Source organism: Thermomonospora umbrina, from assembly GCF_003386555.1.
GTDB classification, from domain to species: domain Bacteria; phylum Actinomycetota; class Actinomycetes; order Streptosporangiales; family Streptosporangiaceae; genus Thermomonospora; species Thermomonospora umbrina.
Window position 1 is genome coordinate 6857045 of record NZ_QTTT01000001.1, and the last position, 13020, is coordinate 6870064.

A 13020-nucleotide genomic window follows, 5' to 3' on the forward strand; every position below is an offset into this window, starting at 1 on the left:
GGATGCTGCGGCCGGCGATGGAGCAGTGGAGGGACGTCGGCCTGCGCGGCTACGGGTTTGACGGGCTGCGCAGGAGCAACTGGCGGGGCGGTGGGTGCGAGGACCGGGACGTGGCGTTCGTGGAGGGGCTGTTCGGCACGGGCCTGCGGGTTCAGGAGTGGGCGAGCGTGCTGGACGTGGAACTGCCCCGACTGGGCTCGGGGAGGTTCCCCAAGGCGTGGCTGTCGGCAGCGTGCATCAAGGGAGGCGGCGAGGGACGGGAGTACCGGGTTCCGCGGTCTACTCTGACGGCGATCGAGGCCTACACCGATCCTATGGAGGGCTCCCGCGGGGAGGTGGTGGCCAGAGCGCAGCGGGCGGGTCGTTACGAACGGTTGCCGGTGCGGATCGTGACCGGATACAACCCACGCAGCCGCGTCCTGCACCTGGAGGGCGAGAGCGGCCGGTCTCGCCTTTCGGTGGATGTGGTGGGGCCTGATGAGCGGCGGTTTCTGTTCCGCCGGACCGCTTCGGGGCTGGAGCCGCTGGCGTTGTGGTTGACCCCGGCCGGTCTGCCGAAGCGGGCTCATGGGTGGGAGGACACCTTCCAGGCCGCCAACGCCCGGGTCGCCGACGCCTGGGTCGAGGCCCATTTCCCCGGGCTGGCGGGTGAGCAGCGTGAGGGGCGCATGGCGGAGTGCCCGCTGTGGTGTCGGCCGCATATGGCGAGACATTCCTTCGCCCTGAAATGGTTCTCGATCTTGTCTGTGGTCTGGGAACGGCGGGTCGAGCGCTTCAACGACGAGGAGCTCCGGGATCTGCGGGAGCAGTTCGGCGGCGTCTGGTTCCAGCTGATGACCCTGCTGGGTCACAAAGACCCGACGACCACGCGGAACATCTACCTGGAGCCGTTCACCGCGCTTGAGGTCGACTACCTGATGGCGCTGCTGGACGGTGAGGAACGCGAGGCGGTGAACGCGCTGATCGCGGCGTTCTCGGCGGGCTCGGACCGGGTGATGTCGGCGGCTCATGTGGTGGACTCATGGGGTGACCAGGTGTGATGCAGGGTTCACGCGGCGGCCGCAGAGCCGCCCAGCCCGACGCGGGCTGGCAGGCACCGGAGAGGCTGCTCAACGACGAGATGGCGGTGCGGTTCATCGCCGAACGTGATGGACAGGAGGAGATCTTCGATTTCGCTCCGCTGCCGGTGCAGCCGCCGGTCACCCGGTGGTTGGCGCGGGCCTTCGCTCGGCGGACCGGGCCCCGCCAGGCGGTGAAGCACGTGGCGACGGCCAAGCTCCTGTTCGGCACGGTGAGGGTGTTCGCCGAGTCGCTGGGGCGGTGCCGGCCCGCGGTCCATGACGTGGCCGATCTGACTCCCGCTCACCTTCAGGCGTTCTACGACGACATCCAAGAAGCCACGGGAGGCGGCGACTACCGGCTGCAGACACTGCGCAGCGTGCTGCGCGATGACCCGGAACTTCCCGAGACGGTTCGGACGGCTCTGGTGTTGGAGTGGGCGCCGGCCAAGAAGCCGCAGACGGAGCCGGTCGAGAAGGAGTACACCGACCAGGAGTGGCAGCAGATCATGACCGCGATCCGGCGCGACATCCGCAACGCCCGCGACCGGATACGCGCAGGCCGTCATCACCTGGCACTCTTCCGGGGTGGGGAGTTCGCCGAAGGCAGCGCGGAGGAGGCCGAGGGCCACCTGCTGGACTTCTTCGACCGCACCGGCGACTTCCCGCGCTATGGCGGGAAGAACCATCACAGGGTCAACGCCGTGAACGCGTTCGGCGGATCGACCGTCTTGGCCGCGCGGCTGTGTCTGACGTTGCACGAGATGACGGCCTTCGCGTTGCTGCTGACGGCGTTGACCGGTGAGAACTTCGGAACGGTCGCCAAGTGGCCCGCAGCGCACTACCGTCCGGACGGTGGTCTGGGGCACGGACCGGAAGTCGCGCTGGTCGAGGAGGTCAAAGCCCGGCGGGGGCCTGAACGCGAGCACATGGTGGTCCCGTTGGAGGACCTTCCGCCCGGACTGGGCGAGGTGCTGGCGACGACTGGAGAGGAACGGCTGCTGCTTTCCCCGCTGAAGGTCTACCGGCTGCTGTTGGAGTTGTCGGAGGTATCGCGCAGGCACGGCGGGCACTCCGGCGCGTTCACCGCGAAGGGCTGCGGGCCTGGCCGATATGGCGGCAATTCCTGGGCCCGCGGCCCGGGTTCACAGCACGTCGCCAGATGGGCACGGGACCGCGGGTTCAGCGCCGAGGACCGGGTGGCGCTCCACGTTGGCCGGATCCGTCAGACCGTGATCGAACGCCGCCGACGGCCGGTCGCTCACACCCGGAACACCATGAACGACCAGTACCTGATGCCCGGCAAACGGGTCCGGCAGGAAAGCCAGACGGTGGTGGCCGCAGCGCAACTGGCCGAGGTCGACAAGGCGCGGGGCCGCCACCGTGTCCCCGTCTTCACCGCCGCGTTCGTCGCCAGGTTCCGCTCCGACCCGCAGGCCGCATCGGCCGAGGTCGGCCTGGAGCCTGAGGCGTTGAAGCGCCTGGTGGAAGGAGATCAGGACACGGCGCTGGCGTCCTGCACCGATCACCTGGCCGGACCGCATACGCCTGCGGGACAGCCGTGCATGGCCTCGTTCCTGTCCTGCCTGGACTGCGTCAACGCCCGGGCGCTTCCGCACCAGCTGCCGGTCCAGATCGCCGCCGCCGAAAACCTTGCCGCGCTCCGGCCGCATCTGGAACCGGCCGTCTGGGAGATCCGGTGGAAGCCGCGTCTCCAGCAACTCCACGATATCGCCAACGCCTACACGCCCGCCGAGAGGCACCGCGCGCAGGTACTGATCAGCGACCAGGACCGGCAGACGGTCGCCGACCTGCTCGACGGGCGTTGGGACCTACGATGACCAGTGCTCTTCATGCTGTTACCCCCGGCGCCGACTCGCCATGGCCAGCAGCCGACACGGTGATCTTGCGCAGCCGCACGGTCCGCCCGAATACCTCCGCTTCGCGGATGTCGTTGTTCCGCGAGCCGGTATGGGTCCTGCAGCCCGCACACGCTGACGACCATTACGTCGTTAACAGCCTGCACTGGGAGCGGTTTCCAGACCCGCTGGTCATGGTGTTCAAGACGTTCGCTCTGGCTGCCCTGGACCATCCCTATCCACCGGTGCTGGCGTTGACGAGACGCAGCCAGAGGATGGCCGTGGACACCCTTTCCCTCCGGGTCCGCGACCTGCGGGTGTTCGCCCAGCGGATGGCCGACCACGACCTGGCCGACCTTGCGGCGGTGACCGCGCGACACCTGGACCTCTACCAGGCTCATGTCCTCGCGATGACCATCACCGCTCCCCGCAAGGCCTCGCTGTTGGGCGCAGTCCGGATCTTGTGGGGATACCGGGACGTGCTCCCGGCGCCCTGTCGGCTGCCCGAGGCCGCGCCCTGGGGCGGCGCCAGCGGAAACGCGCTGGCCAACGTCACAGTGCGCGGCGGCGGGACCAAGACGCCCCGGATCGCCGCGGCCACCATGGAGTCGCTGCTCGGCTGGTCTCTGCGCATGCTGGAGGACTTTGGTCCCGACATCGCGGACGCCTGGCATGAGTACAGCCGACTCAACACCGGCACCCACCCATCCCAGGAACGCTTCCACGGGTTGAAAGCGGCAGCCCGGCTGAAGTTGTTCCTGGCCGAGGCCGCCAAGAACGGGACAGCGCTCCCCGGCCACCCGGCTGGCGCCGATGACGAACCTGCGGTGAACGGCTCGCACCTGGGCCGCATGCTCGGCCTTCCCCACAATCTCAGCGATGCCCAACTGCGTCGCGCAAGCCTGTCGGGCCTGCCGATCGCCAGGGACTGTTACATCGGCGTCGTCCGAGGCAGGATCGACGGCCGGCCCTGGCGCGACCAGCCGATCACCGTCGCCGAGATCCAGAACCTGGTTCGGCTGCTCACCGCCGCCTGCTTCGTGATCGTGTCCTACCTGTCAGGCCTTCGCCCGGGCTAGGCCCTCAACCTGCGGCGCGGATGCCGCGACGTCGACCCCGACACCGGCCAGCTCTTGCTGGTCGGCCGAGCAGGCAAAGGCAACGACCGCACCCCCCACGCGGCCGAGGACGACGAGCCGACGACGCCCCCGACGAATCGGAATGCCAGACCACCTGCCAGAACCTCGCCTACACCGACCGCGACATCCACCACGTCGGCCTCGAAGCCGACGCGATGCGGCAACGCGCCGACGACCCCTTCGCCCCGCAACCCCTCCGAGACCGCGCCACGGCCAGAGCTGACCTCCTCCAGCGGATCATCACCCGCCACCAAGCAACCCGGCCCACAGGCCCCGACCAGGAGGTTGACCCGCACCCCAGCAACGCCAAGCCGAGCATGACGCACTCCAGGCAGCTGCGGACCGGCTCCTCGCCGGAACCCCGATACGGTCGACGTCAGGGCGCCTGACGGCCACCGAACTGATTACCGAAGCCCAGCTCCGCCGCGACGTCGTCTACGCCGACCACAAGCACCTCGTCGAGGACTTCCAAGCCCGCGTGAAAGCCCAGAACTCCACCCCGGAAGCCATGCGAGACCTGGCCGAACGCGACGCCCGCCTGACTACCGACCTCGCCCGCACCAGAAGCGAGCTCGCGGCGGAACGGGCCGCCAATGCCGCCCTGCGGCAGGCCATCGCCGAACTGTCACTGGAACTCGGCCGAGCACGCGAGGAACTCGCCGCAGCAGGAAACATCGCCCGGCTCCCAGTTCGAGCTGGTCAGACCATGATCGGGCCATGCTGACACGCCCGGAATCGAGCTGGAGAGCCACAGGCCTCGCCGATATCGTCCCAGGATGCGCATCCGCCAGTACGTCTACTTCGCGCTGTTCAGCCGGCAGACCTCTGCCGAACAGATGACAACACGGCTGGGTATCGAACCGGACGAGGTCTCGGTCCGCGGAAGCCGGCGAGCTGCGCCGCCGATCCCTGCCAGCCACAGCTGGAAGATCGTCAGTCGTGAGCCGGGCCTGAACGTCGATCAGCAGGTGGCCCGCGTGTTGGCCCGGCTCCGAGACCACGTTGACGGCATCGCCGAACTCGCACAGCATCTTCGCGCGGAAGACGATGAACACGGTGGTGCGGTACTGGAGGTCGTGCGCTACCTCAACGCCGATGAAGATGACGGCAGCGCACCCGCCGGCCGGCCGGATGCGCCGGACGCCCCCAACCTCCTCGGATGGCACCTCGACCGTCCTCTGCTGGACTTCCTTGACGCCACCGGCGCCGTCCTGGACGTCGATGAGTACGACATGACCCCCGATGAGCCCGAGCCGCACAGCTCCGAAGAGCAGACCGCCCAGCCCGATGACCAGGCCGATCTACGCGCCTGGCTCTCCCAGAAACTCGACCTCATCCACCGGGAACCGGGGCCACAAGGAATCACGGTCCTCACCAGCGCCTCAGACCGAGAGATCCTCGCCGAGATCGAGCGACTCCACGTCGAGATCGCCGCCCTGAAACAACCCCAGGGCTCCCCGGAACGAGACTGGCTGGAGATCGACGACCTCATCCTCGGCCCAAACACCACCATCCAAGCCCTCGCCAAGATCCGAGAACTCTTCGCCTGCGACCTCCGAGAAGCAGTCGACCTACTCGACCAACGGCACCAGACACTCCAACGCCTACGCCCCAACGGATTCACCGACAACACTGATGCCGACAACTGACTTGCCTAATGAAAGCAGTCGAGATTGCAGCGCTCGGTGATCTGCACGAGGGCCTTGCGGCCGTCACCTCCGACCGAGGTCCGGAAGTAGCACGATGCGGCGTGGGTATCCACGATCAGGCGTTTCACCGGGGGATTCTCCGTTTATCCGTTGACGGGGTGAGCGTTCGGGCACGAGCGGGGGCGACGGGCGGGCCGTACGCCGTCGGCGCGGCGGGCTAGGTGGCCTCTCGTTCTCCGTTCGGGCTTCGTCGCGGTGAAGATCCCGCTACGGTGGCACCACTAGATAGCCGGGCACACATCGGTACCAGGCACCACATGTTGGGGTGAGATGGTTGGGGAAGGTCGAGGAAGCGGCGGCGTCGTGGGACGCGGAGTACGCGCGGGGCCGCTACGCGGGTGAGCCCCCGGTTCCCTTCACCGAGGACATCGTCCAGGCGGCCAAGCGCGCGGGCCTGCACGACGGCATCTACCTCGGATGCGGATCGGGCAGGAACCTCGTCCCGATGATCGAGGCCGGCTTGGACCTGATCGGGCTGGACATCTCCGCGACGGCGATCGAGCAGTTGGTGGCGCGGGTTCCCGACCGGCGGGACCGCCTGGTGGTCGGGGACCTATCGGCGCTGCCCGCCGACCGGCGCTACGACCTGGTCATCGCGTTGCAGGTGCTCCAGCACGGCACCCGCGCCGACACGCACGCACTCCTGGAGGACGCGTCGGAGCGGGTCGCGCCGGGCGGCCTGTTCTGCGTGCGCCTCAACGCCGTGGGAACCGACCTGGGGCACGCCGCCGATGTGGTGGAACGTCATGAGGACGGCTCGTTTTCGGTGCTCTACCGGGAGGGGCCGAAGGCGGGGTTGACGGTGCATTTCTGGGCGGCGGCCGAGCTGCATCACGAGGCCCTCGCCGCCGGACTGGAGCCGGTGCTGCGGCCCCGCCCCCACTCGACCTGGCGGCCCGACGGCCGCTCCCAGTGGATGCAGTTCGAGGCCATCTACCGCCGCCCGTCCTGACCCGCCGCACCGGCCCGAGCGTCGGGGTGGCGGGCGGGCAGGTGGGCGGTCCGGGGGTCGCCGCCGAAGTCGGCTCCGGGCCGCCGCAGCACCGTGTGGGCGTGGTCGGCGACCCCCGGGCCGGTGGTGGTGTTGTCGTACTCGACCAGCAGCAGCCCAGGTGCCTGAAGCCGGTGGTAGCACGGCCGGCCGGGTTCGGTCGGGCCCTCCCAGGCGAAGAACACCTCGGCGTCGCGGAGCCGGGCGTGCCCGCGCTCGGCCAGCGGCTCGGCGAGCCGGTCCACGTACAGGGCGGTCAGCTCGGCGAGCAGCTCGGCCGCGCCGCCGCCCAGCTCCCAGCCGGCGACGCCGGGCGGCTCCACCGGAGTGTGGACGTGGGCGCTGGTGGTGGTGTGGATGTCGGCGGGCGCGGCGTCGGCCACGACCGCGCGGGCGCGCAGTGCCGGGGGCAGCGCCCGCAGCAGCTCGCGGGCCACGTCCTCCTCGGCGGCCAGCGGCCCCACCACGAGCCGTCCCCCCGGGCGGGCGTGGTGGACGCGGGCCGGGCGGGCGCCCAGGAACACCGGCGCCACCACCACCTCCCACCCTGCGTTCTGGGGGGTGAGGGTGGCGGTGACCGGCAGGTGGTGGCCCTCCAGCCGCCACGACCACGGCCCCGCCCCCGACTCCACCGAAGGGGTGCCGAAGACGACGACGTGGTAGTCGTCGCTGTGTCGGCCGCGCCGGCCGCCCTCATCGAGGTCGAGGACCTCCTCGAGGGCCATGATGGTGACGGCCTGCGCGAAGGCGTGCCGGGACAGGGCGGTGGCCAGCAGCCGGTGCGCCGCCTTGCGGGCGACCTCCCCAACGTCCAGGAGCCGGACGCCGGTGCGTGGGCGGGGCAGGTACGTCCACCGCGTCCGCGCCGCATGCTCCCACGGCAGGCGCGCGAGATGGGACTGCCGGTCGGTCAGGACGGCCACCAGTCGGCGCGCGGCCGTCACCATCGCCGCGGCGGTCCCGGCGGTCTCGGCGGCCCCGAGCGGGTCCGGTGGCTGCGGCGGGGTGGGCGGTGGGCCGCTCATGACGCCCTGCGCTCGGTGTGCACGGCCGGCTCCGGCAGCGCGTCCGCCGCGGCCACCACGAGTTCGAGGTTGCGGTGAGCGAACCGGGCCGACAGGTATCCGCCGTTCAACGCCTTTCGCAACGCGGTGAACGGGGCCCGGTCGGGCAGGGCGCCGGCGCGCAGCAGACGACGCAGCTCCAAGAGCCGCAGCAGACGGTCGTCGAGGCGGTGCCGCTGCGTCGGCCAGGGCGCTCCGAGCCACCGTTCGATGAGTTCGTCGGGCATGACCTCCCACACCACCCGGTCGACCAGGCCCGCGCCGGACAGGGTGCGGGTCGCGACCAGATGCCAGATCGCCGCCATCCCCGGCGGGCACACGCTCGGGCGTTCGACCGATGTCGTCCACAGGCGGCGGCCCATCCACGGGGTGCGATGCCCGTTCAGGTGCGCCGACAGCAGCAGCGCCGTCCACGCCGGGGCCGCGTGCCCGCCCGCATGGAGCGCTGCCGCCACCACCGGCCCCAGCCCCTTCTGTCGCAGGGCGGTCTCGTTCCAGCCAGCGGGCGGTCGCCCGCCGTACGCGGTGGACGGCAGGTGGCCCAGCAGCCATCCGCCGCCGTCGCCCAGGCCGCGCCAGCGCAGGTGCCCGGAGGGTACGGCGGGGCGCTCGGCGAGCAGCAGCAGCCCCGAGGGCACCGGCCGTGTCAGCGGCGCGGGCGGGTCGGCGACGAACACCGGCTCCACTGGTGCGTTCGGTGCGGTCATCGGGGCCTCCTGCCGTACGTCCACGCCGAGCGGGTGTGGTCGGGCAGACCGTCGGGCGCGGCCGTCACCAGCCGCCGCACCCCGCCCGCACCGGAACCGGCGCTGAGGGAGGAGGGCTCTTCGGCGTACAGGTCCAGATACGTCGCCAGCGCCGGGGACGCCCCGAGGATCTGGTCGACCAGCGGCACGTTCACCCCGGGCCCGTGACCGCCCTGCCCGGGCTCGGCCAGCGTGAGGCCGCCCAGGAGCAGCGCCGCGAACACGAGGTCGATCACCCGGGTGGGCAGCGACTCGCGATGGTGGAAATTGACCGGCAGACCGTCGCCGAGGACGCACAGCTCGACGTCGTCGTCCATCACGTAGGTGTGGCCCACCGGCTCGTGGTCGACCACCCGGCGGGCGCTGCGCGCCCACCCGGTCAGCGGGAACTCGTGGTCGCGGCTGGTCACCGACGCCAGGTAGGCCGAGGCTTGGAACGCGGCGGCGTGCTCCGCCAGGAGGCTGCCGTGCCCGGCGCAGCCCATCACCAGCAGCGGCCGGTGCTCGGCGATCAGCGCGCCCAGATCCCGACCGACGCGATGCCCGTCCTGATGCGCGGTGACCAACGCCGCGGCGCTGAGGTCGTGGACGGCGACCCGCATCCGATGGGTGTCGCGGAGTTGGGCGGCGGTCTGGCGGCCCAGCCGCCCGTACCCGATGACGAGCGCCGGCCGTCCCGCCCACGTCTCATCGGGCAGATGGGCCATCACCGAGGAGAGCGCGGCGGCGGCCACATGCGGAGCCTCCACGGCGCTCTTGAGCTGAGATTCGGCCACCGAGAAGACCGGCACCGGCAGCGGGTGATGGTCGGCCAACCGCCAGATCCCCGACGTGGTCTGCTCCACCACGCCCACGATCTCGCCGGGCCGCTCGGGGAACCGATCCAGCACGACGGGCAGGACATAACCGCCGTCGTCCATCACCAGCGTCCGCATCCCCGCCGCCTTCGCGCGGTCCAGGTGCGCGGCGATCCCGAGAGCGCGTTGCGGGTAGTCGACCAGCGCGACGCCCTGGCATTCCAGCCATCCGTCGACACGCTCCCGCATGCGGTACGGGTAGCCCTTGTCGATGATCGTCATCTGCGCCGGGTCGGCCCCGCACTCGATCAGGGCGTGCAAAAGCCCGGCGAAGTCGCGCATGTGATGGATGGCCGCCACCACCGCCAGCCCCTCCAGTGCGCCGGGCCCCGCCAGGGCTGCGACCGCGCCGGTGATCGGCAGGTCGCGGCGGATCTGGTCGACCTCTCGGCCGGTCAGCGGCAGCCGATCCACCACGGCCAGGAGCGCGTCCACGTCTTCGTCGGAGGCGCTGCCCGGGTCGGTGACCGTCACCGTCGCCGCCCACCGGCCGGGGGCGGCCGGGGTGACCGACACCATCGCCGTGCCGCCCAACGGCAACGCCACCGAGGCGTGCCCCGGCGCAGCCTCAGAAACGGGGCGGGGGTGCGCCGGCCCGCTGGAGACGGTGAGGGCGGAGGTCAGGGTTCGCAGCGCGAGGGCCGCGTCGTCCGGTCCTCCCTCGAACTCGACGCACCGAACGGCGAGCGACTGCGCGACGGCCACCGCGGTCGTCGCGGGAGCGGCGGCGGGGGCGTTCATGCGCCGCCCCGCTGGGCGAGGTCGGCCAGGATCGCGGCGGCGGCCCGGTCGGGAGACGACACCGGCCCGATGACGCCGCCCCACCGCCCCCACTGGAACACGGTCCTGTCACGGCCGACGACGACACGTGTGCCGCGGGGCCCGACGGACAGCACCGGCACGGCCCCGGCGGGGACGGTCAACTTCGCGTACACCTGCGGGTCCCGGCCGTGCAGCGCCACCCGCAGCTCCTCGAGGCGGGAGGCGGGAATCTCGGCGGCGCCCGCGCCGAGGGGCGCGACACCGGCGGGCCGGTCCAGGGTGGCCGATCCGGCGCGGCGCCGGTGGAGGCGGTCCAGCGGTCGTTTCAAGGGCATCGCGACTCCCAACGCGTTGGCGAGCGGGACGAAGGTCCGGGGCGAGGGCGACCCGCCCGTGACCAGCCCATCGGCGCGTCCGATGACGTGGAAGGCGGCCCTCGCATGGCCGGGCCCCTGATGCGGGTCCCGTAGGAACGCCCTCAGCAAACCCGCCGTGCCTCAACAGGTGAAGGCCCGGCACGTAGCACTCCGAGAACTACGCACCGTGACAGTGATACGTCGCGTAGCAGCCGGCGGTGTGACCGCTGGTCAACGGATGGTGTGGGACGTCCCGAGGATCGCGGCGAGCTTGCGGTACCGCGACGCGCTGAGATTGGACCGCGCCGCGCGGCGGGCGATCACATCGGGGAGCGCCTGGTGCCTCGCCCAGTCCGGGTGCGCCGTGCACACCTCCAGCAGGGTGTCCAACGAGGCGTCCCACCGGCGGCTGTCCGCCAGCGCGAGCGCCACGTCCAGCATCAACCGGTTCCGGGCCGCCGGAGGCAGCACCGACACGTCACCGACGGTCGCGTACGCCTTCAATGCCTGCGCCGGGCGGCCGGTCGACACACTGATCCCCACCGCTTGGGCCTGCACCGTCACCGGCCCGAACGCCGTGCCGTTGACCTTCACGTCCCGGCCCATCCTCGCGGCCACGGCGCGGGCCTGCGCGAGCAGATCGTCGGCGCGAGCGACATCGCCCTCACGTGCGGCGACCACCGCCGCGAACGTCACGTGCCAACCGTAGATGGCCAACAGATACGGGTCCGAGTCGCCGTAGCCGGGCTCGATCATCGTGTAAGAGCGTTCGGCGGTCTGGGCAGCCTGCTCGAGCCGCGCGTCCCTCAGGTAGATCCACGACCGGCCCGAGGCGACCATCGCCTCCCTGAGCGGATCAGATGCCCGCTCCGCCTGCGCCTGGGCGTGACCGATCGCCGCGTACGCCAGATCACGGGCACCGAACTGGTTGGCGACATAGGACGCGAGCCTGTACGCATCCGTCATCACGACCGCCGCCGACGACTCCCGGCCCACCGGGACCGCGCCGGCCGCGGCCGCCGCCTGCTGGACGGCGACGGCCGCCAACGCCCCCGCCACCGCGAACTGCCCGGTCCGATACCGATCCCACGCCGCCGCGACCCCGGCGGCGACCTCCCGACCCGAGACGGGTTCAACGCCGCCACCGATTCCGGCGGCGGTGTCGTGAACGGCGCGCGATAGTGCCCGCAGCATGGCCCGGTCATCGCGGTGCATCGCCCGGCGCGGTTCCTGCTGGCCCAGCATCACCGACACGTCGGTGTGCAACGCGGCCGAAATCTTCAGCAGCGACGGCAGTCCCACGCCACGGTCGCCCTCCGCCTTGCGGATCGTCGCGACCGACACCCCGGCGGCCTCGGCCAACTCCTCCTGCGTCATCCCGGGCCCGCGAAGGATCTTGATCCGCTCACCGGTCGTGTAGTCGCTCCACGCCATCACCGTCAGCCTCTCGTGCGGCGGCCACTTATCTGGAACGTACGCCACCGCAACCGCCCAGGCACAACGGTTCAGCCTCAACCGCAGCTGCGGGCGCCGACTGGAAGACCGCCGACCAGACACCCGAAGGGGGCCCGCGCCTGTTGGACACAGCGGACCAGACATCGCCGAGATACCCGTCCACTGGTACCGCGCCTCAAGATGGCCGCGCGGGCTTGCCCCTCCCTCCTGTGGCTCTGGACTAGAAGTACCACCATGCGCGTAGACAGGTACCGAAGAGGCGCGACGGAACCCCAGGTCAGCAAGAACGCCCAGCTCACAGGCCGACCCGAATGGCGGTACCGGTCACTTCCCGAGGTAGGGGTGTACTTCTCGTCCGGACCCACGGGCACCCGTCGCCTGCCATGAGCCCATGACCATCGTCGAACCGCCCAACCACCTCACCAGGCTAGAACGGCCGACGTCCCCGATCCCGTGGTGACGATCCAGGCCGACACCGGAGAAGAAAAGATCGTCTTGGGCCTGTCTCGCCGCCCCCGGGCGGACCGGTGGGCGTTCCAGGGCTCGTCTACACCTGACCGCCGGTCCCTTTTCCGCATGGAGTTTTCCGACTTTTCGGCGGTCCCACGCGCGCGGGCGCGCCCGGTCCATCCCCGTGCTCTGACGCCGGTTCGGCGCCTGCACGACGCGGCCACCCCCCGACTCCAGGCAGTCACTCCTGGTGATGGCCGCCGGCGCCCCGTTCGCCGCGATCGTCGCCGGGGGAGTGCTGTCGGCCCCGGGGCAGGCCCCTACGACCCACGCTCATCCAACGACGGTTCCCCGACGACGTGCAGGGCCTGCCGGCGAACTTCGAGCTGACCGGATCGGTCCTCATCCTGGTGGCGTACTTGGCGGCGAGCCCGGCGGCAGACACGGCGCGCACCACCGCCGTCAAGGGCGCGTGCGGGCCCGTCCTGGCCGCCGCCGCGCTCATACCGCGGCTCGTCAAGGACGTTCGACGATTGTCCTCGCACGACGTTGTCGAGACGGGTTCACCATCACG

At 71.0% G+C, this 13020-nt stretch carries 13 protein-coding genes; 6 read left to right on the forward strand and 7 right to left on the reverse strand.

The features are described 5' to 3' along the window. The first annotated feature begins 2 nt into the window (after positions 1–2). From DFJ69_RS31030 to DFJ69_RS31055, 5 genes are all read left to right on the forward strand, one after another. Positions 3–1040, forward strand: coding sequence for a hypothetical protein (locus tag DFJ69_RS31030; protein ID WP_211328870.1), 1038 nt, complete (start codon positions 3–5; stop codon positions 1038–1040). Continuing rightward, positions 1040–2899, forward strand: coding sequence for a hypothetical protein (locus DFJ69_RS31035; protein ID WP_211328871.1), 1860 nt, complete (start codon positions 1040–1042; stop codon positions 2897–2899). Before DFJ69_RS31030 ends, DFJ69_RS31035 begins: the two co-directional genes overlap by 1 nt. Positions 2900–3006: 107 nt before the next feature. Further along, positions 3007–3996 (forward strand): hypothetical protein, encoded by a 990-nt coding sequence (locus DFJ69_RS31040; protein WP_116025864.1) that lies wholly within the window; start codon positions 3007–3009, stop codon positions 3994–3996. Positions 3997–4534: 538 nt separating this feature from the next. Further along, positions 4535–4780 carry a hypothetical protein gene (locus tag DFJ69_RS35115; RefSeq protein WP_211328872.1) on the forward strand — a complete coding sequence of 82 codons (246 nt, stop codon included), beginning with the start codon at positions 4535–4537 and terminating at the stop codon, positions 4778–4780. A 52-nt stretch (positions 4781–4832) separates the two neighbouring features. Further along, a complete protein-coding gene (locus DFJ69_RS31055) occupies positions 4833–5705 on the forward strand; it encodes a DUF4279 domain-containing protein (protein ID WP_116025866.1) in 873 nt (290 codons plus the stop codon). A 5-nt stretch (positions 5706–5710) separates the two neighbouring features. On the opposite strand, the gene DFJ69_RS36295 is transcribed toward DFJ69_RS31055, so the two are convergent. Continuing rightward, positions 5711–5833, reverse strand: a complete 123-nt coding sequence (locus tag DFJ69_RS36295) for a hypothetical protein (RefSeq protein ID WP_281275930.1) — start codon at positions 5831–5833, stop codon at positions 5711–5713. Between the two features lie 206 nt (positions 5834–6039). On the opposite strand from DFJ69_RS36295, the gene DFJ69_RS31065 reads away from it, so the two are divergent. Beyond that, positions 6040–6717, forward strand: a complete 678-nt coding sequence (locus DFJ69_RS31065) for a class I SAM-dependent methyltransferase (RefSeq protein ID WP_170177871.1) — start codon at positions 6040–6042, stop codon at positions 6715–6717. Here DFJ69_RS31065 and DFJ69_RS31070 read toward each other — a convergent pair. The 6 genes from DFJ69_RS31070 to DFJ69_RS31095 all read right to left on the reverse strand — a co-directional run bounded on the left by DFJ69_RS31070 (position 6699) and on the right by DFJ69_RS31095 (position 12951). Beyond that, positions 6699–7781 (reverse strand): DUF3500 domain-containing protein, encoded by a 1083-nt coding sequence (locus DFJ69_RS31070; protein WP_211328873.1) that lies wholly within the window; start codon positions 7779–7781, stop codon positions 6699–6701. The genes DFJ69_RS31065 and DFJ69_RS31070 overlap by 19 nt on opposite strands. Continuing rightward, complete coding sequence (locus tag DFJ69_RS31075) at positions 7778–8527, reverse strand: hypothetical protein (protein WP_147312527.1); 750 nt, start codon at positions 8525–8527, stop codon at positions 7778–7780. The genes DFJ69_RS31070 and DFJ69_RS31075 overlap by 4 nt, the downstream gene beginning before the upstream one ends. Further along, positions 8524–10164, reverse strand: a complete 1641-nt coding sequence (locus tag DFJ69_RS31080) for a Rossmann-fold NAD(P)-binding domain-containing protein (protein ID WP_116025869.1) — start codon at positions 10162–10164, stop codon at positions 8524–8526. The genes DFJ69_RS31075 and DFJ69_RS31080 overlap by 4 nt, the downstream gene beginning before the upstream one ends. Continuing rightward, positions 10161–10520, reverse strand: coding sequence for a hypothetical protein (locus tag DFJ69_RS31085; RefSeq protein WP_147312528.1), 360 nt, complete (start codon positions 10518–10520; stop codon positions 10161–10163). Before DFJ69_RS31085 ends, DFJ69_RS31080 begins: the two co-directional genes overlap by 4 nt. Before the next feature lie 252 nt (positions 10521–10772). Continuing rightward, the gene (locus DFJ69_RS31090; protein ID WP_211328874.1) at positions 10773–11975 is read right to left on the reverse strand and encodes a helix-turn-helix domain-containing protein; all 1203 of its coding nucleotides are present in this window, start codon (positions 11973–11975) and stop codon (positions 10773–10775) included. Between the two features lie 712 nt (positions 11976–12687). Further along, the gene (locus DFJ69_RS31095; RefSeq protein WP_116025872.1) at positions 12688–12951 is read right to left on the reverse strand and encodes a hypothetical protein; all 264 of its coding nucleotides are present in this window, start codon (positions 12949–12951) and stop codon (positions 12688–12690) included. Between the last annotated feature and the right edge of the window lie 69 nt (positions 12952–13020).